Source organism: Peristeroidobacter soli (assembly GCF_004138485.1).
Taxonomy (GTDB): Bacteria; Pseudomonadota; Gammaproteobacteria; order Steroidobacterales; family Steroidobacteraceae; genus Steroidobacter; species Steroidobacter soli.
On record NZ_RYEV01000006.1, the window covers coordinates 581,363 to 604,221 of the forward strand.

Consider the following 22,859-nt stretch of genomic DNA (forward strand, 5'->3'; position numbering starts at 1 on the left):
GATGAGTAGAACGACGATTAAAAAATGTCTGCTGTTGTTCGTTGTGTTGATGACGGCCGCGGCACTGACGCGCGCCGACGATGCTGGCATCGTTGTCGACTACAACGTGATGGTACCGATGCGCGACGGCGTCCGTTTGTCCACGGACATTCATCGTCCGGCGGGTGACGGACGGTATCCGGTCATTCTGGTGCGCGATCCGTATCACAACGGAGCGGAGCAGACCTGGGTCGAGGCCGGGCAGCGATGGGTACGACGCGGTTACGTGTTCGTGCATCAGAACGTACGCGGACGTGTCGATTCGGAAGGGGCGTTCTATCCGTACTCCTCGGAGGCAGCGGATGGTTACGACGCTCAGCAGTGGGCCGCGGCCCAATCCTGGTCGAATGGAAAAGTCGGGACGCAGGGTCTTTCGTACCTGGCGTCGACTCAATGGTTGAGTGCGCATCTACGCGCACCCGCACTCGCGACGATGGTTCCGACCATGACGCCTTTCAACTACTACCAGGATGTCGCGTATCCAGGCGGGGCGCTTTCACTCGGTTCGCGGCTCGGCTGGGCGGCATTGATGGGGTCGCGCACCAACCAGGAACCGCAGCGAGATTGGCAACCGGTGTTGCGGCATCTGCCATTGCAGACCATGGATACAGCGCTGGGCGTGTCGTTGCCGCATTGGCGTGACTGGATCGCTCATCCCACCTACGACAGCTACTGGCAGCAGTTCGACGTCGCCGCCCGGGTCGGTGAGATCGACGTGCCTGCCTTCAATATCGGTGGCTGGTACGACGTGTTTCTACGAGGCACGTTGTCGAGCTACACCCACATGCGCAAACAGGCACGCAGCGAACATGCGCGAGCTCATCAAAAACTTCTCATCGGCCCCTGGCGGCATACACCCCAGCCGGCAACCGCGCTCGGCGAGCTGGATTTCGGGCCCGACGCGGTCCCCGATCTGGAAGGATTGCATGCGCGCTGGTTCGATCATTGGTTGAAGGGCAACGAGGACGGCTTCATCGACGAGCCGCCGGTGCGGATTTTCGTGATGGGCGAGAACCGCTGGCGCTCCGAACAGGAATGGCCGCTGGCCCGGACGCAGTACACGAAGTATTACTTCCACAGCGGAGGCAAGGCGAATGGCCCCGGCGGCGACGGCGTGCTCGAAGCGCGCAAACCGACCTCCCGCCAGCCCACCGATGACTACGTCTACGATCCGATGAACCCGGTGCCCACGCTCGGCGGCAATCTGATGTTCAAGCCCACGCCGGCGGGTCCGTACGATCAGGCCAAGCTCGGCGAGCGCGATGATATTCTGGTGTTCACATCGGCGCCGCTGTCGCGCGACCTGGAAGTGACCGGGCCTGTCACTGTCACCCTGTACGCCGCGTCCTCGGCCAGGGATACGGACTTCACCGCGAAACTCGTCGATGTCCACCCCGACGGCAAGGCCTACAATCTCGCGGATGGCATCATTCGCGCGCGCTACCGGGAGTCATTCGAAACACCCACGTTGCTGAGCCCGGGTCGAATCTATGAGTACACCATCGATCTGTGGGCGACCAGCAATGTATTCAAACGAGGACATCGCGTTCGGGTGGATATTTCCAGCAGCAACTTTCCGCGCTTCGATCGCAATCCCAACACCGGCGGCGAGTTCGGTATGGAGACGCGTATGCAGATGGCAACTCAGACCATTCATCACTCGCGCGAGTACCCGTCGCACATCACGCTGCCGGTGATTCCGAGATAGCCTGGCTGGCATCAGCGACCTGCGCCGCCGAAGCCTGTAAGCTCCGGCAATGCGCGCGAAACCACTGGAACTCCGGCAGCGGCGTGCCGCGATTGGGATCGCGGTTCTCGTCGGTGTCGCCATTGCCCTGGCGGTCGGGTGGGACTCCTTTGAGCGCAGCCGGATCCACTCGGTCGAATTGGGTGACGGCGTGCTCGCTCGGGTTCTTGGGCGCAGCCAGCTCGAGCCGAGCGCGGGCTCCGAGCACAAATTATGGCTGGACGGCGAGGCGGTGATCGACACGTCGGCGACCGCGACGCTGACCCTGCGCTCGACGCTGTTGGAAGTCGTCGTGGAGGGCGACGAGCCCGCGCGCTTCTACATCGACGCTCACGCCAAGCAGCCCGGTGCGCAAGTTCTGGTGCTGCGTGGTCACCTTCGAGTCGGCAAGGCCTACGCCTCGCCGAGGCCCGAGTCGCACCGCCTCGGTCCCGGCGAGATGCTCATGGTGAATCGCGACATCGATTTCGTGGAGAACGAGAAGTTCACCCCGGCCGAGCTGCCCGACTGGGTGCGCGGCGATTATTCGGCGCGCTAGGGTAGTGTTTTGCCGTTCTGGTTCATCCCCTATCTTGCGTTCCCTTGATTTCGAGCCGCACAGACCTTGGACCCCGCCTTCCGCCATCGCTGGGTGATCGGCCACATCCTTCCGCACGAGCCGGAGGTGCGTGGCTGGCTGCGCCGTCAGGTGCGGAGTTTGAGTGCAGCCGATGTCGACGATGTGATTCAAGAGGCCTACAGCCGCCTCTACGGCGCGGATCTCGGCGAGATCGCCAGCGGCCGCAGCTACCTGTGTGTCCGACGACGACGGCGACGCAGCAACGCGCTCATTTCAGAGTTGAACAGTCCGAAGTACGACGTCGTGAACGCAGTACTGCGTCTGGATCTGGGCTGGGGTTCGCTGGTCAACAGCTTCGGTTATCTGAATGCGCAGAACGATACGACCACCGACCTGTCGTCTGTGTATGTGCCGCTGCTGCCGCTGCTCGGCTTTCCCAACGGCTTCATCACCAGCGTGGGGCTGGGCTCGACTTCCAACATCGATGTCTACACGGACGAAATTCGACTGGCGTCGAATCCTGGCGGCGTGCTCGACTGGACCGTGGGACTGTACGGCCGGCAGTTGGATCGCGACGGAATATCCAGAACCACGACGGCGCTGGCAGCGCTCCCTTCGATCTCATCTCGGCCAGTGCCACGAGCGAGTCCACGGCATGGGCGGCTTTCGGTGAGTTGGCGTGGCACGCCACTGATCGGCTCACTCTGATTGGTGGACTTCGCTATTACGATGAGAAGCGCACGCTCACGGCGACGTCGGCCAGCTTCGGTCTGCCGGCCAGCAACGCCAATGAAGGCACTTTTACGAGCGTGAATCCACGCGTCAACGTGAGCTACAAGCTCTCGCAGGATGCGATGGCTGCTTTGGCTGAGAAGGGGCGGGCACTCGTCGAGGAAATAGTGAAGCCTGCTTTCGTTTCTTATGCCGAGTACCTCGAGAGAGAGGTGTTGCCCGTTGCGCGCGACAGCTTGGCCTGCACGGCCGACATGGATGGCGGTCGACTGTACAGCTACCACATTGGCAGATACATCACGATCGGTCCGTCGCCAGACGCGAAGGCACGGGTGGCGCGGGCCATCGAGCAATTGCGTCCGTTGTTCGGCGAACGACTGAGCGTCGGAACAGCCGTTCGCGAGCAACACGGTCGTGGCGAAGCGTTCGCGCAAGGATATCCGCCCGACGCAGTGATCTGGCCTCTCAGCGCCGGGCAAGCGCGACAAACTGATCGACGAGTTCGGCCCGGCCGCGGTCGAGCTCATGTGCAAGCTCAAGGATGCCTGGGACCCGAACGGCATCCTGAATCCCGGCAAAGTGTTCGATCTGAAATAGCGGGAAAAGCAAACGGCCCGAGGAGGGCTCCCCGGGCCGCCCGATCAACAGTCTCTTAGAACTGATTCATCGTGTTGTGTTTGCCGCCGGCCTTGAGCGCGGCTTCACCGGCAAAGTATTCCTTGTGATCGTCGCCGATGTCCGAGCCGGACATGTTCTGATGCTTGACGCAGGCAATACCCTCGCGAATTTCCTTGCGCTGGACGCCGGCAACATAAGCCAGCATGCCTTCTTCGCCGAAATAACCCTTGGCCAGATTGTCGGTGGACAAGGCAGCCGTGTGGTACGTCGGCAGCGTGATCAAGTGATGGAAAATGCCGGCGTCGCGCGCCGCATCGCGCTGGAAGCTTTGAATGCGACGATCGGCTTCCTTCGACAGCTCGGAGGCGTCGTAGTCCGCGCTCATCAGCTTGGCACGGTCGTAAGCCGACACGTCGCGGCCGTCCTTGCTCCAGGCATCGAACACCTGCTGACGGAAATTCAGGGTCCAGTTGAACGACGGGCTGTTGTTATAAACCAGCTTGGCGTTCGGCACGACCTGGCGGATACGATCCACCATGCCCTTGATCTGACCGATGTGGGGTTTCTCGGTCTCGATCCACAGCAGGTCGGCGCCGTTGCGCAGGCTGGTGATGCAGTCGAGCACGCAACGATCTTCGCCGCTGCCGGTGCGGAACTGGAACAGGTTGCTGGGCAGACGCTTCGGACGCAGCAGCTTGCCGCCGCGATTGATGATGACGTCGCCATTCTTCATGGTGTCCGGCGTCACTTCTTCGCAATCCAGGAAGCTGTTGTACTGATCGCCGAGGTCGCCGGGTTCGCGCGTGTAGGCGATCTGTTTGGTCAGGCCGGCACCCAGGGAGTCGGTACGAGCGACGATGACGCCGTCATCGACGCCCAGTTCCATGAACGCATAGCGCACGGCGCGAATCTTGGCCAGAAAGTCTTCATGCGGCACGGTGACCTTGCCGTCCTGGTGACCGCACTGCTTTTCATCCGACACCTGGTTTTCGATCTGGATGCAGCAGGCACCCGCTTCGATCATCTGCTTGGCCAGCAGGTAAGTCGCTTCGGCGTTACCGAAGCCGGCATCGATGTCGGCGATGATCGGCACCACATGAGTCTGAAAATTGTCGATGCGGCTCAGTACGTCCTTTTCCTTGGCCGCATCCTTCGCGCCACGCGCCGCATCGAGATCGCGGAACAGACCGCCGAGCTCGCGAGCATCGGCCTGACGAAGGAAGGTGTACAGCTCGCCGATCAGCGCCGACACGGACGTCTTTTCGTGCATCGACTGGTCCGGCAGCGGACCGAATTCGGAACGCAACGCCGCCACCATCCAGCCGGACAGATACAAATAGCGACGCTTGGTCGAGCCGTGATGCTTCTTGATGGAGATCAGCTTCTGCTGACCGATGAAGCCATGCCAGCAGCCCAGCGATTGGGTGTATTGACCGGCATCCTTGTCATAGGCGGCCATGTCCTCACGCATGATCTTCGCGGTATAGCGCGCGATATCCAAACCCGTCTTGAAGCGGTTCTGCAGACGCATCCGCGCGACATATTCCGGGCTGATGGCGCTCCAGCTCGGGCCGTTTTGAGCGATGACCGCGCCGGCTTGATCCGCGGTGCTTGCATAGTTCGACACAACCGTACTCCTGATCGAGATGACAGATTCTGGTGGGCACCGGTCTCAACAGGGCGGGCGCCAGGGCCGGTAGCCGCAGGGTGAGGGAACCATAGCCGGTTGGCTCCTCGACGTAAAATATATGGTTCATTGATGAGCCATATCTTTTGAGTATGGTTGTCGGTTGATCAGGGTCGTGAGAAATAATCCCTATTTTCAATGGGTTGGTGATGCAGAAACCGCTGAGTCGGCGGTTTTACCGCAGCCATGACAAAGGCCGGGCTCCGTTTGGCAGCCCGGCCTCGGCCTCAAGGAGGTCCGGTCAATCCTTTAAGCGCATATTCATGCGCACGCCCACCATGCGGGGCTGGTAGAGGATCAGCGCGCCATGCGCCGGCGCCGTGAAATCCGTGAAGCTGGACAGCCAGTATTTCTCGTTCAACAAGTTGGTGGCGAACAGCGAAACATCCACTTCGGGGCAATGACGCCGATGCTGGCATCGACCGTGTCGAACGCGGGATAGATGTCGGTGAGGTCACCCTCGCCGAGCGAATCGTAGTTGCGCGCCTGCCAGACGTAGTCGATTCGATAGTTGGCGCGCAGCCCGCCGATGCCCAAATCATGCTCATAGGTGGCGCTGGCGTTCGCGGTCCAGGGACGTACGGTGGGCATGGCCACGTCTTTCAGAACGTCTTCGTCGGTGAAGCGCACTTCCTTGATTTCGGAGTCGACGTGGCCGACGCCCACGTGCAGCTCCACGCCCGTGAACGGGCGCACCGTGGCTTCGAGCTCGAAGCCGCGGATCGCGGCTTCGCCGGCATTGATGTTGAAAGCGGGTTCATCGGCAATATCCAGCACCGAGCCGCCGTACACCTGCAGGTCGGTGTAATCCATATAGAACACCGCGCCGGCGGCGATCGAAGAACACGCCCTTGAACCCCAGCTCGTAGTTCTTGATTTTCTCGACGTCGACATCTTCGGGCACATTGAAGAGGTCCGGGCCGCGGTCGGTGAGATGCAGGCCGGCGGCGCGGCCGTTGCTGTAGCCGTCGCGGAAGCCGGTGGCATATTGCACATACGCAGTCGCGTTGTCGCTCAGATCGATGTTGAGCGCGACGCGCGGGCTAGCGGCCCGCGGGTTTGGTCAGTTTCTCGAGCTTTTCGCGGTAGGACACCAGCGGGTCCTGGTAGGGGCTCTCGTCCTGGAGTTGCAACTGAAGTGCCTGGTCATATTCGCGCCGGGCTTCTTCGGGGCGGTTCAGTTCTACCAAGGTGTCCGCCAGCGAGGCATGAACTTCGGCGAGCCACGGATAGTCACGCACGTTGCGTCGACGCAGCTCGAGCGCGGCGGTGTGATCTTTTTGGTCCGCGAGATTGCGAGCGACGTGGTCGATGGCGTCGGCCGTGGGTCTCACCGTAAATCCATACTGCTGCGACAGGTTGGCGTAGTGGGCTTCGATGGCGGCGAGATCGAGCTTCTGATTCACATCGTCGATCTCGAAACGCGGCTGCCAGTTCGCGAACAGCTCTTCGAGCCCGTCGTAATGGCTGCGATGAGGTGTGGTGCCGTGATCGTCGCCGGCGTAGTAGCGCTGCGACCATTGCAGATTCGGCGGCGGGTTCGCTTTGAGCCAGTCGATCAGCTCGGCGGTCGAATCCCGAATCACATTCTCGTTGTCGCCCCAGGTCAGGCGCAGGAAATGCCGGCCCGGCGGCGTGGCGCCCAGCCGCGCCTTGGCCTGTTGCACGCTGGCCCGATCGTTCCACCAAAGCGATGGACTCACGGCGAGATAGGCCTGGAAGGTTTGCGGTCGATTGATCAGTGCATGTACCGCGAACAGGCCGCCGAGTGAATGGCCCGCCAGGATGCGATAGGGCTGAGTGCGATAGTTCGCGTTGACCCACGGGGCCAGTTCGTCCGCCAGAAAAGCCAGGAACGGATCGGCACCGCCCGCGGTCGGGTGCTCTTTACGATGCTTCGGATCGGCGCTCGCGGGCGTGAGATCGCGCATGCGGTTGGTGTTGGTGACGCCGACGACGATCAGTTCCGGAATGCGGCCGTTGCCGGCGAGGAACTCGACGATGCCGCTGGTGTGAGCGAACTGCGCTTCGGCATCCAGCAGATACAGTACCGGATAACGTTCGTTCGATTGCGCGTAGTGCTTGGGCAAATGGATCAGCAGGCGGCGCTGTTCCTGTAACGTCCTGGACCAGATGTGAGTGCTCTGGCCGATGGCGACAGTGGAATCCACGCGCTGGGCCTGGGCGACTCCGCCGACGGCGATTGCGCTCAACAGCCAGCCGAGGGTCAGCACGGAAGCGATTTTTTTCATGGGGTGCTCGTCGATGAGGAGCGGCCATGGGAGCACAGCGGCGCGGGTTTGCAAACCGGGCCGCCGGTCTCGAGTCTCGAGGTTGTCCGAATCGCGTCGATGGCTGTCGCAATTTCCGAAGCATTGTCCGCCTGAGCGGATGTATCAGGCGCCGCACTCCCTCGCGAGCAGCGCGCCCAGAATGGCGATGCCACGCTGGATCCGTTCGGGCGACACGGTGACGAACGACAGGCGCAGGGTGTTTTTTTGCGGTTGGCTGGCGAAGAAGGGCTCGCCCGGGACGAAGGCAACGTTCTGCGCAATGGCCTTGCTGAGCAGTTCCATGCTGTCGATGCCCGACGGCAGCGTCACCCAGATGAACATGCCGCCTTCGGGCCGATTCCACGTCACGCCGCGCGGGAAGTGCTCGCGCATCGCTGCCAGCATCACGTCGCAGCGTTGCCCGTAGAGTTGGCGGATCTTGGGAATGTGGCTGTCGAGAAAGCCGTCCTTGACGCTTTCGTAAACGATGCGCTGGGTGAACGAAGGCGTGTGCAGATCGGCGGCCTGCTTGGCCTGCACGAGCTTGCGATGCAGAGCCTGGGGCGCGATCAGATAGCCCACGCGCAGCCCGGGTGTCAGTACCTTCGAGAACGAGCCCAGGTATACGACGTGCTCCGGCATCATCGATTTCAACGTCGGCAGCACCTCGCCGTCGTAGGAGAGGGCGCCATAGGGATCGTCCTCGACAATGAGCAACCCTGCGTCGATGGCGACCTGCGCCAGTTGCTCCCGTCGCGCCAGGGGCATGCGTCGCCCGGTGGGATTCTGGAAGTTTGGCAGGCAGTACATGAAGCGCGCGCCGTGCAGCAGATCGTTGGTCAGCATTTCGGGTTGCGGGCCTTGCTCATCCGAAGGCACGGAAACGAAATTCGGTTCGCTGAGCGAGAAGGCTTGTAACGCGCCGAGATAGGTCGGGGTCTCGACCAGTACGCGACTGCCCGGATCGATCAGGATCTTGCCGAGCAGATCCAGTGCCTGCTGGGAACCCGTGGTGACCAACACGTCCGCCGGATCGATGCGCATCGAGGCGGTGGAGTGGCGTGCGGCGATCCATTCCCGCAATGGCAGGTAACCCTCGGTCGGACCGTACTGAAGCGCCGGCATCGGTGCCGTTTTGAGAATCGATTCGGTGCTCGCCAGCAGCCGATCGACCGGAAAGGTTTCGGGCGAGGGCAGGCCGCCGGCGAAGGAGATGATCTCGGGCCGTTCCGTGACTTTCAGGATTTCGCGGATGACCGAGCTGGTGAGCTTCAGTGCGCGTTGTGACAGGATCAGATTCATGAGGATTCGCTCTGGTCAGCCGACGTTTGCAGTACCGGCACTCGCCGCATTGTGCCGCGAGACGCAGGTCACTGTGTATCCGCGCTGGTAACAAAGTGCGTTCCGCATAGTCCGGTCGCGCCCGGGCATAAGGGACGGCTGGATTTTCGAGCATTCCGCGTTATCCTGCGGCGGTCATGAAGCCGACAGCGAATCGACGCGCGACCGCGCGCTTCTCCTACGATATCAACGAACTCGTCGGTGCCGACAGCGGCTTGGGCATCCAGGGATTCCGGCCGGCCCGCTGGCAACCGTATCCCGCCGGCCTGGGCCTCAGGCTGCATACGCCGCTGGCGATGGACGATGACGATCCCGGCTTCTCCGAAGTCGTGCACGTTGCGGAAGGCTTGCATGCGTTCATCGCGGATTGGCGCACCGACCAGCGACGCGTCGGTGAGTCGGTCTGGGCGGAAGTGATCGCGGATGACTATGGATGGTTGTATCTGGGACTGGATGGCGATGGCAGCCTCGAGGTCGAGGGCTTTGGCCCGGCGCGACGCCCCGGAGCGACGTGCGCACTCACCGTGGTGCCTCGGAATACCACCTGCTTCTGGTCCGTCGGACCCGAGAGCGCCCGGCGGGGCGTCAGCATCGCGTTTCACGTCAGCTATCTTCGGCAGCGTTATCCGGAATTGATGCGGACCTGCGCCTACTCGCTCGGCGATTGGCTGGCGGGGAACGAAAACAAGCTGCGCGACTTCGAGCTGCCGTTGCTGCCGGTGATGACCGCGTCGACGGCAAGTCTGCTGACCCTCACTTTGGAAGGCGAATTCAGACACCAATACGTTTGCGCGACCGTGAATCAGTTGCTGTGTCTGGCGTTGTCCGCGTTGGCCGAGCGGGAGAAGCAGGCCGCTGCGCCGATACGGCTCTCCACGCGGGACAAGGCCGCTCTTCATCAAGTGCGCGCCATGATCAGCAGCGATCTTCGCAACGCCCCCGACATCGACGCGTTCGTCCGGCGCGTCGGCTTGAATCGCAACAAGATCCGCTATGGTTTCAAACAACTCTATGGCATGACGCCCGGCGATTATTGGCAGGACCTGCGAATGAATCATGCCTGGAACCTGCTGGCCGATGGCGACAGCTCCTTGGCCGAGGTCGCCGCCGCCATTGGCTACGGACACATCACCAACTTCACCACCGCATTCAAACGGCAGTTTGGCCGGGCGCCCCGATCGTACTTCGACGCGCGCGGCAAGGAGTGCGGCAAGAAATAGTCGCGACCTGTCGCGACCGGTTCTTATGCGTTCCGCACGGCGAAGCTATGCGCCGGGCATTTCATGCACGCGACGCTGCGCTTTGTGTGGCCTTCGCTGCGACACTTGACGCATGAACAATGCCAAGACAGTGATCATCGGCGGCGGTTTGATGGGGCTCACGACTGCATGGGAGCTCATCTCGCGCGGCGAGCCGGTCGAGTTGCTCGAAGCCGCGAACGATGTGGCATTGGAAAGCAGTTATGCGAACGGGGCCATGCTGACGCCGGCGATGCCCGATCCCTGGAACGGGCCCGGCGTGTATCGGCAACTGGCCGCGTCGCTGTTCAATCCATACTCGCCCATGAAACTCAGGATCAGTGCGGTGCCCTCGCTCATCGGCTGGGGAATCGACTTTCTGCGCAATTCGAGTGTGACGAGGCATCGCGAGGCGACACGCGCCAGTTACGCGCTCGCTGCATATTCGGTCGCGGAGACGAGCAAGTTGCGCGAGACCTTGCGGCTCGAGTACGACGCGGCCGCAACCGGCTCGATGAAGGTTTTTCGAGACGCCGCCGCGCTCGCCGGTCCGCAGCGGATTGCGGGCTATCTGACTGACCTGGGGCTTCGATACGAGGTCCTCGACGCCGACGCCGCGGTGGCCGCCGAGCCGCAACTCGCGCCGATTCGATCTCAGATCGTGGCGGCGCTGCGCTATCCCGATGACGAATCGGGTGATGCCTATAAATTCTGTCGAGCGCTTGCGGATAGCATCCGACAGCAGGGCGGCGTGATCCGTTGCGGTGTGAAGGTCACTCGCCTCGTGAACCGAGGTGGCCGCGTGCTGGCCGTGGAGACTGATCGAGGCCGTATCGAAACTCATCGCATCGTGCTTGCAGCCGGCAACGGCAGCGTGCCGCTCGCACGGACCGTTGGATTGCGAATTCCGATCCGGCCGGCGAAGGGCTACTCCGTTACGATCCGACGTGACGCGAGGGTGGAGTGGCCGCGCATGACGGTCATCGATGACATGATGCATGCGGCGCTGGTGCCGATCGGGGATCGACTGCGCCTGGTCGGAACCGCCGAGTTTGCCGGTCATGACAAACGGATTCGTCAGGCGAGGATCGACAATCTCTTCCGCTTGCTCGAGAACGTCTACCCGCATATCGCGGCCAGCGTCGACCGCTCGACGGCACAGCCCTGGGCCGGGCTTCGTCCCATGTCTTCGAACGGGCTGCCGAGCATCGGTCGCGCCGGACCGGAGGGTTTGTTTCTCAACTGTGGCCACGGCCATCTCGGTTGGACGCATGCCGTGGGCTCGGCGAAGCTTCTCGTCGATCAGATGCTGGGAGTGACGCCCGCGCTCGACCCGACGCCTTACCGACCGCACTAAGCGTCACATACGTTCTCGAAGACGCGCAGCGCGTTCTCTCCGAGCACTCCTTTGATCTGCTGTTCGGACCAGCCGCGCTTCACCAGGCCGCGCGTGATGTTCGGCATGTCCCTCACGTCGTCGAACCCTTTGAGGTTCACGGTCACGTCGAGGCGATGTTCCTTGCGGAAGCCGACGATCTTGTTGGCGGGTTGAAATATCGGTTCCAGGACGTCGCGCGGCGCCTGCAGCGGCCAGTCCGAGCCGATCGCGACATGCTGCCAGCCGACCAGGTCGGCGACATAGTCGATGTGATCCAGCATGTGCTCGATGGTTGGCGCAGGATCGTCGGTAAGAAACGCCGGCACGGCCACGATGCCGACGACGCCGCCGGTGTCGGCGATGGCGCGCAGGCAATCGTCGCTCTTGCCCCGCGCATGGAAATACAAACCACGAGCGCAGGTGTGATTCGCGGTGACCGGTTTGCTCGACACGCGACACGCATCCATCGAGGTTTCGTGGCCGCAGTGGCTCACGTCGACGATCATGCCGATGTCGTTGCAGCGCTTGACCACGTCGACGCCGTGATTCGACAGGCCCGCATCGACGCGCTCGGTGCAGCCCACGCCGACCGTCGTCATATTGTTATAGGTCAGCATCAGCGAGCGCAGACCGCGTTGATAGGCGAGGTTGATTGCTCCCAGGTCGTGCGGGATCGAGCTGTCGGGCTGGCAATTCGCATAGGACGCGATGACGCCATCAGCCTTGGCCTGACGCATTTCTTTCGCGGTGGTGACGTGCCGTAACCAAGGCAGGTTCTGGTAGGGGACGACCAGCAGATCGTAGAGATGCCCCGGGATGTCCTCGACCGAGATGCCATGCGATATGACTGTCACGCCGGCCTGGCGATACCAATCCGCGATCAAGTCGGACTGGCCGCGTCGCGAAATCTCGTATGGCCAGATCACCGAGCGCAGGAACTTCTCGTAGTAGTTGCCAGCCTGCTCCAGCGTCGCCGCGAGCTCGGCACGAAGATCCGCGGGATAGTGGTCGAAGATGTTCGCGCCGGCGTGTTGGGACAGCAGATCGAATACGATCGCCTCGCGGTGGATGCGCCCGGCGGTCGCTTCCTGTTCCGGTGTGAGGCCGAAGTCGTAGCGCCCCGGCGATGCAAGTGGCTGAGTCATGGGTCGTTCCAATGATGAATTCTGCTGAGCGGGTTCACGGGTCCGGACTGACGACCAGCACCAACGTGTCCTCGACCGACTGCTCGGCGTGCCTGCCTCCGGGCGGCACGACGTAACAATCGCCGGCTTTGATGAGCTCGGTGCCGCTGGCCGCGGTGACGCGCATGCAACCCTCGATCACCATCACTTGAACCCACGACTCATGTCTGTGAGGTCTGATCTCGGTGCCTCGCGGCAAGCGATAGAAGGCGGAATAGATGCCATGCTCACCGTTCATGGTGCGGGCTTCCATCATGGGTGTGCCGCGCACGTCGACCTCCTTCCAATGCAACTGGTCGGAGTGAAAGATTTGAGTTTGCTCGGTACTCATGTGCTTCAGGCGCGACGTAGCGCGCGTAGTGCGATATGCATGTGAGTGGGCGCACTGCCATCGCCGAGGAAGTTGACTTCCGTTTCGATTCCTTCGCGGCCGCTGCTGATGCGTGCGAGATAGCTTCGCCGCCCTGTCGGCTGCAGCTCGACGCGGTCGGGCGACAGATTCGAGGTCGCAAACAAACGCCCGTGCTCCGCTTGAACCTCAAACGCGAACAACGGGCTCGTGTAGCGTCCGACCACTGTGTGCATATCCGTGTCGTGAGCTGTCGGCACCGTGACCGGCTGGGGCAAATTGAAGATGCGTCGAAACTCGGTGCGTCCGATTTCGGCACCGTTGGGGGTATTGGAAAGGAAGATGCCCAAGCGACGCTGGCCGGGGATTCCAAGCGCAAACGCGGAAGTTCCGCCCATGTGCGCAACCGTTCCCTGCTCGGCATCCACCGACCAGCCGAGCCCCCAGGATTTCGCCAGCACGCTGGGACCGGGCAGCCGAGCCTGCACACTGTGCATTTCCGCGAGCATGGCGGCGCCGATCCACGCCGGACCGCCGGGCTTGGCGGAGTCGTGGCCGCACATCACCGAAGAGATAATATGAGTGGCGTCGCGAATGCCCGAGGCGAAACTCGAACCGGCAGCTTCGAGAAACGGCCCGGTGTGCGGCCAGAGCGGTGCCGCGGTTGGAACACCATCCTTGAACATATAGTCGCTCGCGGTATTCGCGTCATCCGGTGCAACGACAAACACGGCGGTGCGTGCATCGAGCGGATCGATGATGCGATTGAGCACGCTGTCGCGCCAGGATCGCCCCGAGACTTGTTGGATGAGCGCGCCGAGCAATGCGTAGCCGGCATTGGTATAGGAGAACAACGTGCCCGGTGCTGCGATCGAGCCTTCCGCGGCAAGTCGGGCGATGATCTGCCCGGCGTCATCGAAGCGTTCGAACAGATCGACCAGCCCGGCCTGGTGCGCGAGCAGATGACGGATCGTGGTTGTGCCGTTGTCGCCGATGCGAGCACTGAAGCCGGGCAGATGTTTGTCGATGGGATCGTCCAGACGCAGCCGGCCTTCATCCGCGAGCTGACAGACCAGAAAGGCGGTGATGAGCTTGGTCACCGATCCCCATTTGAAACGGGTATCGACGTCGACGGCGCCCTCGGCGTCGAGTCGGGGCCGCCCGACGGTGGCATAAGTGAACGTGCCGTTCTCGTATCTGCCGAGCGCGGCGGCGACCAACTCGTCGCGACGTGCGTCCAGGAGAGGCTGTAAATCGAGGGTATGCGAAGTTGTCATTGTGCCTGCACCGCTGAAGCTGCTCCGGAAACCTGCCGACTGCGCAAGGAGAATGCCGCCAGCGCGGCGATCAGCATCGCAGCGGTGGCGATCACGAATCCCGTCAGGAAGCTCTGCGCGTTGGCTTCGACGTGGACAAAGCTGATGGTCACCTGTCCGCCGATGGCGGCGCCGATCATCTTGAGGACATAGACGAGTCCGCCGATGCTGGCGACGCGGTCGGGCGGCACGATGGAACCGACCAGATCGAACGTTTGGGTCAGGATCATGCCGATGCCAAAGCCGAGCGCGGCAGTGGCGGTGGCGACGATCCAGATATTCGGGGCGAAGGCGAGCGTGAGTGGTGCGAGCGTGGCGAAGACGCTGCCTGCGATCATCACCACGGCAGCGCCCAGACGCTTGCGCAACGGCGCTACAAACATTGGCGCGAGAATGCTGGCCAGACCGAAGGGCGCGAGCGCGTAGGCGGCGGCGGACTCATTCAAGCCCAGGCCGCCGGTGCCGGTTGGCGATACGATCAGGAGCGGCACGAGCACGAACGCGGCGAAGGTGCCGAAGCCGGTCGCTGCTTGAATGATGGCCGTGCGACTGATCGCCGGATCGCGAAGCAGCCTGAGGTCGATGATCGGCGAGGGAGTACTGAGCGAGCGCCGGATCCATAGCAGTGTCACGACGATGGCGCTGGCGAGCAGGCCAAGCACTAGCGGCGCGCTCCAGCCAGCGCTCTCCACGAGAGTGACAGCGATGAGGCCGGACAGGAGTGCCGCAGCGAGCAACGATGCGCCCAGCCAGTCGATTTCGTCCAGGCGTCGCTGTGACGCCGCCGCTCGCGGAGAGCCTTTCAAGCTGAGGATTGCGGCGAGCACGATGATTACATTCGGTACCAGCGCGATCCAGAAGAGGCCGCGATAATCCGTCCACCGCAGAACGACGCCCGCGAGCAGCAGCCCTGCTGCGGTACTGATCGCGGCTGCGAGCATCAACGGTGCGGTGCTGAGTTTCGAGCGATCCACACTCGCCGCGCTCAGCATGGCGACGGACAGCGGGACCAGCGCCATGCCGAGTCCTTGGAGCGCCTGACCCGCCAGCAAGGTTTCGAAGCTACCACCGAACAGCGCAAGCGCGATCCCAACGGTGATTGCTACGAATACCGCGGCGAGAACTTCTCTACTGCCGAAGATATCGGCGAGGCGGCCGAGCAAAGGCAGCGACACCGCGGCGGACAGCGTCAGCGCTGTGAATACCCACGTCACCTGCGAGGGCGTGAGGTCGAGCGCCGTGCGAATCGACGGCAGTGCCGGCACCAGCATGGTCTCGAGCGTCGCGTTTACGAATACCGCGACGATGCAGATCAGCTGCCAGCGCAACAGATCGGACTTTATTGTGGCGTTCGTCATCGACGCTCCCCGGCAGACAAACAAACTGCCGCATGCGAACGTGCGCTCGCATGCGGCATCGATGGCAGGTTAGAACTGCGTCCGCAGCGACACACCAAACGTGCGTGGCCGCATCATTGCCACGGACGGTTGTCCGGAAGCGGTGATTGCCGACAGCTCGCCGCGTTCGTTGCTCACGTTGTAGACGAACAATTGCAGGTCGACCGCGCCGAGTGTGAGTCCGCCACGCACGTCGACACTGGTGTACGCAGGCAGATCGTGGCGCAGGGGAGCCAGGCTGAAGGTCGTGTCACGCTCTGAAACGTATCGCAACGAGGCACCGATCGTCGGTCGCAGCGTACTCGACGAGAACTCATAGTCCGCATCGACCGCGGCGGTGAACTCGGGGACGTTCGGCAGCGAATCGTCTTTCGCGGCGTAGAGATTCGGATCCGCCCGGGACAGCGACGCGTCCTGATAGGCAAAGCTGCCACTGAAACGCAAATCATCGATCGGACGCGCGACCGCGGCGAGCTCGAAGCCATCGATGGTGGCCCGGCCGGAATTGCGCATGCCGCCCAGCGGATTGGTCAGATCGAACACTTGAATATCGGACCAGTCGACGTGGTACACCGCTGTATCGAGCGAGTAGGCGCGATCGCTGCTCTCGATCCGGTAGCCGATTTCGTAGCTGTGCAACGAATCGGACTCGAAGGTCGAGGGCGTGCCGGGCAGCACCACGAAATTCGGGCCGCCCGGGCGATAGCCGGTGGCATAGCGGACGTACAGCGTGGAATGTTCGTTGAAGCTGTAGCGCGCGTTGGCCAGATAGGTGGTGACGTTTTCATCCGAGCTGGCCGGGAAATAGCCCGTGAAAGGTTCGAGCAGCAGCCCGCTGAGGGTCTGGTTGTAGGTCTGATCGATGGTCGAATAGCGAGCCCCCGCCGTGACATCGAAACGATCGGTGAGATGGAAGGTCAAGTCGCCGAAGAACGCCAGTTCTTCATAGGTCGACGGCGCGTCGATGAGGGCCAGCGGCATGCCGAAAGCCGAGATGTAGTTTGGCGCGGGCGCGCCCGAGACGTCCTCGAGCACGGTCGCTGAGGCTCGGGTGCTGTCTTCGTCCGTGTAGAACCCGCCGAGGATCCAATCGACACGATGCTTGCCGCTGGAGGCGAGGCGGATCTCTTGCGTGAACTTCTCCGTGCGCGGCCGATCGGTGAGGCCGATGCCGCCGTAGGGCAGTCCGACCGAGGCGAGCAGTGGCACGAACGAAGGCGACAGGTCGGTCACGTTCTTGGTATCGGTTTCCTGATAGCTGGAAATGCTGGTCAGGGTGACGCCACCGAAATCGTAGCTGACGGTGCCGGCGAACAATTGAAACGTCTGATCGAAGGGCTCGGCGATGGGACGAACCTGGCTCAGATCGTCGACCACGGGGCGAGCGTTCGGCTCGGGAGTGAAGTCGACGGTGCCGGTGCCGTCGCGTTGGATATCCTGCAACTCGGCGACCAGCCGGATCGACAACGCCTCCGTCGGTTTCATCAGGAAATCGGCGCGCAGACCGCTGAGGTCGGCCTGGTTCACGTCTTTGTCACGGTTGCTCGGATTGTCGACGAAGCCGCCGTCGTGCGTGTAGAACCCGCTGAGGCGCAGCGCGGCCACGTCCGTCACAGGAATGTTTACTGCCAGCGCACCGTTGTAGGAGACACCGCCGTCCTCGGTGCTGGAGATTCCGGAATTGGCGCTGCCGCTGAACTGCGTGGCATCGGGTTCGACTGTCACATACTTGATCAGGCCGCCCATCGAGCTTGCGCCGTAGAGCGTGCCTTGCGGTCCACGCAGGACTTCGATACGTGACACGTTGAAGAGCGAGCCGTCCGAGCCGTAGTGCGAGTTGCGCCCGAAGCCGCTGCTCGACCCATAGGGCACTTCATCGACATACGTGCCCACCGTCGCGCTGACATCGACGCCGCCAACGGTGATGCCGCGCAGAGAAATCTGGTTTTCACCAGCGCCGCGCGTGGAGAGAGAAATGCCCGGCACGGCGCTCGCCAGTTCTCGCAGCTGAGTCACGCCCGAGCGACTGAGGTCGTCGGCGGAGAGCACGGAAACTGCTTGAGGCACGTCGATCAGGCGTTCGGCGCGTCTTTGCGCCGTCACTACGACCTCCTCCAATTGATTGATGTCGGATGCGTTTTGGGCGTGAGCCGCGGCGCCGATCGCCAGCGTCGATGACAGCACGCAAGCCAGTTGACGTGACCTCTTCATTGCTAGTCCTCCCCGTGTGTATTTTTGGAGACTTTATCCAATATCATTTTTTCACCGCGGATCGCAAATGATTCGATGCTGTGCAGCAGATAACGGCTGCATCGTGGAACTGAAGACTATCGAGCCGCATCAACAGGGCTCAGCCAGCGCTGGTGTTTTAGATCACTCCCAGTACAATAGCGGCACTAATGGATTTTGTATCCAATAACGAGAGAATCTGATGGGATCAAGTGATCGCGCCGGCGTACTCAGGGGCAGGCGGTGAGCCCGCCTCATTTCGATAGCGCCGCGCTGAACCGGCTGCTGCAGACGCCGGCGCTCATCGAGGCCTTGGCGGACGCGTTCCGGCGCCCGGCCCAGGTTCCGCTTCGTCAGAATTTGAAGGATGGCAGTCGCGAGCTGTTGATCATGCCCGCCATCGCCAATGGTCTGGCCGGCGTCAAACTGCTGACCATCGTGCCGGAGAATCGAGAGACGCCCCGGCGGGTGATCGACGGCTTGTTCATTCTTCTGGACATGAAGAACGGGGGCGCGGTTGCGACCATGGATGCGAGCAAGCTCACTGCGCGTCGTACCGCCGCAATCTCCGCATTGGCGGCCCGTCAGCTTTCTCGAAGCGCCGCGAGCACTCTGCTGATCGTGGGGGCCGGGCATCTCCCGCCCTATCTGGCGGAGGCCCACGCCAGCATTCGACCCATTCGTAACATTCTGGTGTGGGCGCGCGATCCCGATAAGGCGGCGCGCTGTGCGGAGGAAATTCGTCGGCGCTTGCCGGGGCTCACGATTGAAGTCGCACGCCGACTTGCGCCAGCCGTGGCCGAAGCGGACATTGTCTCGGCGGCCACGCGTGCCACCGAGCCGCTGATCATGGGCGAGTGGCTGCGCCCCGGCGTGCACGTGGATCTGGTGGGCGGCTATCGGCCCGATATGCGCGAGATCGACGATGTGGGAATCGCTGCCGCCGAGATTTATGTCGACGATGTCGCTGCGGCGCTGGCTGAAGCGGGCGATCTACGCTCGCCGATCGAACGAGGCATCATCGGTCGTGAGGCGATTCGTGGCGGGCTGGCTGAGTTACTCACACGAGACCCGGCGGTTCGTCACCGACCGGTGACACTGTTCAAGGCGGTAGGCACCGCGCTGTCCGATCTGACCGCAGCCGCGTTGGCTTGGCATTCCCATCATGGGGGATGCGATGAACGATGATCCGCGCTCGCACGGGCTCTGGGAGAGCTCGGCGCCGGCGGCGCCTGCAACCCGTGAGCTCGAGGGCGATCTGCAAGCGGATGTCGTGATTCTGGGCGCCGGTTTCACTGGATGTTCAGCGGCGCTGCATCTTGCGCAGCGAGGCGTCCGCGCCATCGTTCTGGAAAAAAACGACATTGGCTTTGGTGGCTCCGGTCGGAATGTCGGGCTGGTCAATGCGGGCATGTGGGTGATGCCCGATGAGTTGCCGCGCGTGCTTGGCGCCGAGTATGGTGAACGCCTGCTCACGCAGCTGGGCGAAGCGCCCTCGGTGGTGTTCGATCTCATCGAGCGATTCGCGATCGATTGTGAGGTGACGCGCACTGGCACGTTGCATTGTGCAGTGGGACGGCGCGGGCTCGAGGAAATCAAGGAGCGGGCGCGCCAGTGGCAAGCTCGCGGTGCCGATGTGGTGTTGCTGGTCGGCAAAGAAGTCGAGCGCCTGGTCGGCACTCAGCGGTATGAGGGCGCATTGTTGGATCGGCGCGCGGGAACGATACAACCGCTGGCCTACGTGCGTGGTCTGGCAAAGGCTGCAATTGAACTTGGCGCGTCCGTGTTCATCCGGTCCGCAGCGCTGCGGAGGGAAGATGTTTCCGGCCGGTGGAAGATCAGCACCGCGCGTGGCAGCGTCACGGCGGGTTGCGTGCTCCTGGCCACCGATGTTTATTCCACGGACATTGGCGCCGCAATCAAGAACGAGCAGGTGAGATTGCCGTACTTTCAGCTGGCCACGGCGCCGTTGAGTGAACGGGTGCGCCAATCGATTCTTCCCGAGCGACAGGGCGCGTGGGATACCAAGCAGATCCTTTCTTCCTTCCGTCTCGATCGATCGGGCCGCCTCATCTTCGGTAGCGTCGGCGCCTTGCGTGGCGGCGGTGCGCAGATTCACAGAGACTGGAGCCGTCGGGAGCTGATACGTCTGTTTCCGCAGCTTGGCGATGTAGCGATCGACCACGAGTGGTTCGGCATGATCGGCATGACTGCCGATGCGCTGCCAAGGCTGCACATCCACGACCGACAGGTATTTTCGATCAGCGGCTACAACGGGCGCGGCATCGGCCCGGGTACTGTGATGGGTCGCAACCTGGCGCGACTCGCGCTCGGCGATGTCTCTATTCACGATCTTCCTTTGCCGGTCACCGACGTGTCGCCTGCAAGCTTACGCACCGTCAAGGAAGCCTTTTACGAAGTGGGTGCCCAGCTTGCGCATTTCACCGGTGCCCGCATTTAGCATCAGCGACGAGGCCGTTCGTTCATGACCACTGCATTACGGATCGAAACACACACTCTTCTGAAACAACTGGGCGTCGATGCTGAATTGCTCCAGGGCGGCACGCTCGCGGTCAGATCGCCGGTCACCGGCGAGGCAATCGCCGAAGTGCACCAGACCAGCACTGCTGAAGCCGAGAGATTCATCGCCCAGGCCGACGAGGCGTTTCAACACTGGCGCATGGTGCCAGCGCCTCGACGCGGCGAGTTCGTGCGACAACTCGGTGAGGAATTGCGCGTGCACAAGCAGGCGCTCGGCAGGCTGGTGTCGATCGAGGTCGGCAAAGCCATCTCCGAAGGCCTGGGCGAAGTGCAGGAAATGATCGATATCTGCGACTTCGCGGTGGGGCTGTCGCGCCAGCTCTATGGCCTGTGCATTCCCTCGGAGCGACACGACCATCGCATCACTGAGCAATGGCATCCCATCGGGCCGGTCGGCGTCATCTCGGCGTTCAACTTTCCCGTAGCGGTGTGGAGTTGGAATGCTGCCCTGGCCTTTGTCTGCGGCAACAGCGTGCTCTGGAAGCCCTCGGATAAGACTCCGCTGACGGCGCTTGCAGTACATGCGCTGGTTGAGCGCGTGATGTCACGTTTCGGTGAAGATGCGCCGCGCGGCCTGTCGAGCGTATTGATCTGCGGCCGTGCAATCGGCCAGCTGTTGGTCGACGATCCGCGCATCCCTGTCGTTTCAGCCACCGGCTCGACTCGAATGGGGCGCGAAGTGGGAGCGCGTCTCGCGCAGCGTTTTGGCCGAGCCATTCTCGAGTTGGGCGGCAACAACGCCGCGATCGTGACACCCTCGGCGGATCTGGATCTGGTACTGCGCGCCGTTGCGTTCGGCGCCATGGGAACCGCCGGTCAGCGCTGCACGACCCTGCGGCGTCTCATCGTCCACGCGGATGTCTACGATAAAATCGTGCCTCGGCTGATCGGTGTTTATGAAAAGGTCAGCGTCGGCGATCCGCTGCGCACGGATGCACTGGTGGGACCGCTGATCGATGGCGCTGCATACGAAGCAATGACCAAAGCGCTCGAGAGCGCACGCGCCGCCGGCGGCCGCGTTCATGGCGGCACGCGTGTCGATGTCAACGGCCCGGACTCCTTCTACGTTCGTCCTGCCTTGGTAGAGATGAAGGAGCAGGCGGCCTGCGTGCGTGAGGAAACATTCGCGCCCATTCTTTACGTACTCAAATATGAGAGCCTCGATGAGGCGATCAAGTTGCAGAACGCGGTCCCGCAGGGCTTGTCGTCATCGATTTTCGCAACCGACATGCGCGAGGTCGAGCAGTTCCTGTCCGCCAGGGGCTCCGATTGCGGTATCGCCAATGTGAACATGGGCACCTCGGGTGCGGAGATCGGCGGTGCCTTCGGCGGCGAGAAGGAAACAGGCGGAGGCCGCGAGAGCGGTTCGGATTCCTGGAAGGCGTATATGCGCCGTCAGACGAACGCCATCAACTACGGACGTTCGCTGCCGCTGGCGCAGGGAGTGAAATTCGAGGTCGAGTGAAGCGCCGGGCGCGGCGGCGCTATGAAGCGAAGCCGCGCTTGTCGAGCAGCATCAGCAGTTCGTCGCCGTTCGCCTGGATGTGATCGCGCGTCAGCGCCACGGCTTGATTGATCTGACGCTTGCGGCAGAGCTCGAGCAATGCCGCATGTTCTTCGAGCGCCCGGGAGAAAGATTTGCCCAAGGTCAGCAGCACCTGCGTATAGCGCTCGGAATTGATGAGCAGGCCGCGCACGATTTCGAGCGTCCGGGTGCGATTCGAGGGCGCGTACAGCACCATGTGAAAACGCCGGTTCAGGTCGCCCCAGGAATGGATGTCGTCGCCGCTGATGGCGTCGTCGAACTTGCGGATCAACGCGTTCGCCTCGCTGAACACCGCTTCGGTGAGATTGGGTATTGCCAGGCGGATCAGCTCGGGTTCGAGCATGACGCGCAGATCGAACAGCTCCTGGATTTCGCTGCGCGACAGGCCGGTGACGACATAGCCCCGGTGCGGGAAGCTCGCGACCAGTCCTTCGCTTTCCAGCCGGGACAGCGCTTCACGGACCGGAATGCGGCTCGTGCCCATTTCTTCGGCGAGCGCGTCCTGGCGCAGCGGCGCGCCGTCCTTCACCGCGCCCGACAGGATGAGGCGGCGCAATTGCTCGGTCACGGCGTCCACGACGGTCACTCGCGCGACCGGTTTGGAAATACGTTTCGTCGCTTCTCTGGCCACACTACATCCCAAACGAATACATCCGATACAGCATACCGGCGTCCCTAAACAGCA

At 62.4% G+C, this 22,859-nt stretch carries 17 protein-coding genes and 2 pseudogenes; 9 read left to right on the plus strand and 10 right to left on the minus strand.

What is annotated here, in order from left to right; all coding sequences use genetic code 11:
• The first annotated feature begins 1 nt into the window (after position 1).
• The 4 genes and pseudogenes from EKO19_RS28805 (at position 2) to EKO19_RS40030 (ending at position 3,674) form a co-directional block, all read left to right on the plus strand.
• On the plus strand, positions 2-1,747 hold the full coding sequence (locus tag EKO19_RS28805) for a CocE/NonD family hydrolase (RefSeq protein ID WP_129780838.1): 1,746 nt from the start codon (positions 2-4) through the stop codon (positions 1,745-1,747).
• A 49-nt stretch (positions 1,748-1,796) separates the two neighbouring features.
• A complete protein-coding gene (locus tag EKO19_RS28810) occupies positions 1,797-2,324 on the plus strand; it encodes a hypothetical protein (RefSeq protein ID WP_129780839.1) in 528 nt (175 codons plus the stop codon).
• Positions 2,325-2,578: 254 nt separating this feature from the next.
• A pseudogene (locus EKO19_RS38745) lies at positions 2,579-3,139 on the plus strand (TonB-dependent receptor domain-containing protein); the annotation flags it as partial.
• A gap of 427 nt (positions 3,140-3,566) precedes the next feature.
• Positions 3,567-3,674: an FAD-linked oxidase C-terminal domain-containing protein gene (locus tag EKO19_RS40030; RefSeq protein ID WP_175597247.1), complete on the plus strand. Its 108-nt coding sequence runs from the start codon at positions 3,567-3,569 to the stop codon at positions 3,672-3,674.
• Positions 3,675-3,729: 55 nt separating this feature from the next.
• Here the strand turns inward: EKO19_RS40030 and EKO19_RS28820 are convergent, their stop codons facing one another.
• The 4 genes and pseudogenes from EKO19_RS28820 to EKO19_RS28840 form a co-directional block, all read right to left on the minus strand.
• Positions 3,730-5,322: an isocitrate lyase gene (locus EKO19_RS28820; RefSeq protein ID WP_129780841.1), complete on the minus strand. Its 1,593-nt coding sequence runs from the start codon at positions 5,320-5,322 to the stop codon at positions 3,730-3,732.
• A 417-nt stretch (positions 5,323-5,739) separates the two neighbouring features.
• Positions 5,740-6,376, minus strand: a pseudogene (locus EKO19_RS28825) (TonB-dependent receptor domain-containing protein).
• A 49-nt stretch (positions 6,377-6,425) separates the two neighbouring features.
• Positions 6,426-7,634, minus strand: a complete 1,209-nt coding sequence (locus tag EKO19_RS39600; protein ID WP_129780843.1) for an alpha/beta hydrolase — start codon at positions 7,632-7,634, stop codon at positions 6,426-6,428.
• A 144-nt stretch (positions 7,635-7,778) separates the two neighbouring features.
• Positions 7,779-8,957, minus strand: a complete 1,179-nt coding sequence (locus EKO19_RS28840) for an aminotransferase-like domain-containing protein (RefSeq protein WP_129780844.1) — start codon at positions 8,955-8,957, stop codon at positions 7,779-7,781.
• Between the two features lie 176 nt (positions 8,958-9,133).
• Here EKO19_RS28840 and EKO19_RS28845 point away from each other — a divergent pair, with 176 nt between their 5' ends.
• Both EKO19_RS28845 and EKO19_RS28850 read left to right on the plus strand, forming a co-directional pair.
• Positions 9,134-10,216, plus strand: a complete 1,083-nt coding sequence (locus tag EKO19_RS28845; protein ID WP_129780845.1) for a helix-turn-helix domain-containing protein — start codon at positions 9,134-9,136, stop codon at positions 10,214-10,216.
• A gap of 112 nt (positions 10,217-10,328) precedes the next feature.
• Positions 10,329-11,591 (plus strand): FAD-dependent oxidoreductase, encoded by a 1,263-nt coding sequence (locus tag EKO19_RS28850; protein WP_129780846.1) that lies wholly within the window; start codon positions 10,329-10,331, stop codon positions 11,589-11,591.
• On the opposite strand, the gene EKO19_RS28855 is transcribed toward EKO19_RS28850, so the two are convergent.
• The 5 genes from EKO19_RS28855 to EKO19_RS28875 form a co-directional block, all read right to left on the minus strand.
• Positions 11,588-12,757, minus strand: coding sequence for a dipeptidase (locus EKO19_RS28855; RefSeq protein WP_129780847.1), 1,170 nt, complete (start codon positions 12,755-12,757; stop codon positions 11,588-11,590). The genes EKO19_RS28850 and EKO19_RS28855 overlap by 4 nt on opposite strands.
• Positions 12,758-12,791: 34 nt before the next feature.
• On the minus strand, positions 12,792-13,127 hold the full coding sequence (locus tag EKO19_RS28860) for a cupin domain-containing protein (protein WP_129780848.1): 336 nt from the start codon (positions 13,125-13,127) through the stop codon (positions 12,792-12,794).
• A 5-nt stretch (positions 13,128-13,132) separates the two neighbouring features.
• Positions 13,133-14,422 carry a serine hydrolase domain-containing protein gene (locus EKO19_RS28865; protein WP_129780849.1) on the minus strand — a complete coding sequence of 430 codons (1,290 nt, stop codon included), beginning with the start codon at positions 14,420-14,422 and terminating at the stop codon, positions 13,133-13,135.
• Entirely contained in the window at positions 14,419-15,819 is a 1,401-nt protein-coding gene (locus tag EKO19_RS28870; protein ID WP_129780850.1) for an MFS transporter, read from the minus strand. The genes EKO19_RS28865 and EKO19_RS28870 overlap by 4 nt, the downstream gene beginning before the upstream one ends.
• Before the next feature lie 69 nt (positions 15,820-15,888).
• Positions 15,889-18,069 (minus strand): TonB-dependent receptor, encoded by a 2,181-nt coding sequence (locus EKO19_RS28875; protein ID WP_129780851.1) that lies wholly within the window; start codon positions 18,067-18,069, stop codon positions 15,889-15,891.
• 261 nt (positions 18,070-18,330) lie between these two features.
• Here EKO19_RS28875 and EKO19_RS28880 point away from each other — a divergent pair, with 261 nt between their 5' ends.
• Genes EKO19_RS28880 through amaB form a run of 3 tightly spaced genes read left to right on the plus strand, consistent with a single transcriptional unit; the run spans position 18,331 to position 22,093 of the window.
• Entirely contained in the window at positions 18,331-19,275 is a 945-nt protein-coding gene (locus EKO19_RS28880) for a hypothetical protein (protein ID WP_217705672.1), read from the plus strand.
• Positions 19,265-20,548, plus strand: a complete 1,284-nt coding sequence (locus EKO19_RS28885) for an NAD(P)/FAD-dependent oxidoreductase (RefSeq protein WP_129780852.1) — start codon at positions 19,265-19,267, stop codon at positions 20,546-20,548. The genes EKO19_RS28880 and EKO19_RS28885 overlap by 11 nt, the downstream gene beginning before the upstream one ends.
• A gap of 24 nt (positions 20,549-20,572) precedes the next feature.
• Positions 20,573-22,093, plus strand: coding sequence for an L-piperidine-6-carboxylate dehydrogenase (gene amaB, locus EKO19_RS28890; RefSeq protein ID WP_129780853.1), 1,521 nt, complete (start codon positions 20,573-20,575; stop codon positions 22,091-22,093).
• Positions 22,094-22,112: 19 nt separating this feature from the next.
• Here amaB and EKO19_RS28895 read toward each other — a convergent pair whose 3' ends face one another.
• Complete coding sequence (locus EKO19_RS28895; RefSeq protein WP_129780854.1) at positions 22,113-22,805, minus strand: GntR family transcriptional regulator; 693 nt, start codon at positions 22,803-22,805, stop codon at positions 22,113-22,115.
• Between the last annotated feature and the right edge of the window lie 54 nt (positions 22,806-22,859).

Excerpts from the sequence above, each read along its gene's own strand:
- EKO19_RS28875 (WP_129780851.1), bottom strand. The coding sequence starts at position 18,069 with ATGAAGAGGTCACGTCAACTGGCTTGCGTGCTGTCATCGACGCTGGCG.
- EKO19_RS28860 (WP_129780848.1), bottom strand. The coding sequence starts at position 13,127 with ATGAGTACCGAGCAAACTCAAATCTTTCACTCCGACCAGTTGCATTGG.
- EKO19_RS28840 (WP_129780844.1), bottom strand. The coding sequence starts at position 8,957 with ATGAATCTGATCCTGTCACAACGCGCACTGAAGCTCACCAGCTCGGTC.
- EKO19_RS28805 (WP_129780838.1), top strand. The coding sequence starts at position 2 with ATGAGTAGAACGACGATTAAAAAATGTCTGCTGTTGTTCGTTGTGTTG.
- EKO19_RS28865 (WP_129780849.1), bottom strand. The coding sequence starts at position 14,422 with ATGACAACTTCGCATACCCTCGATTTACAGCCTCTCCTGGACGCACGT.
- EKO19_RS28855 (WP_129780847.1), bottom strand. The coding sequence starts at position 12,757 with ATGACTCAGCCACTTGCATCGCCGGGGCGCTACGACTTCGGCCTCACA.
- EKO19_RS39600 (WP_129780843.1), bottom strand. The coding sequence starts at position 7,634 with ATGAAAAAAATCGCTTCCGTGCTGACCCTCGGCTGGCTGTTGAGCGCA.
- EKO19_RS28810 (WP_129780839.1), top strand. The coding sequence starts at position 1,797 with ATGCGCGCGAAACCACTGGAACTCCGGCAGCGGCGTGCCGCGATTGGG.
- EKO19_RS28885 (WP_129780852.1), top strand. The coding sequence starts at position 19,265 with ATGAACGATGATCCGCGCTCGCACGGGCTCTGGGAGAGCTCGGCGCCG.
- EKO19_RS28870 (WP_129780850.1), bottom strand. The coding sequence starts at position 15,819 with ATGACGAACGCCACAATAAAGTCCGATCTGTTGCGCTGGCAGCTGATC.
- EKO19_RS28850 (WP_129780846.1), top strand. The coding sequence starts at position 10,329 with ATGAACAATGCCAAGACAGTGATCATCGGCGGCGGTTTGATGGGGCTC.
- amaB (WP_129780853.1), top strand. The coding sequence starts at position 20,573 with ATGACCACTGCATTACGGATCGAAACACACACTCTTCTGAAACAACTG.
- EKO19_RS28845 (WP_129780845.1), top strand. The coding sequence starts at position 9,134 with ATGAAGCCGACAGCGAATCGACGCGCGACCGCGCGCTTCTCCTACGAT.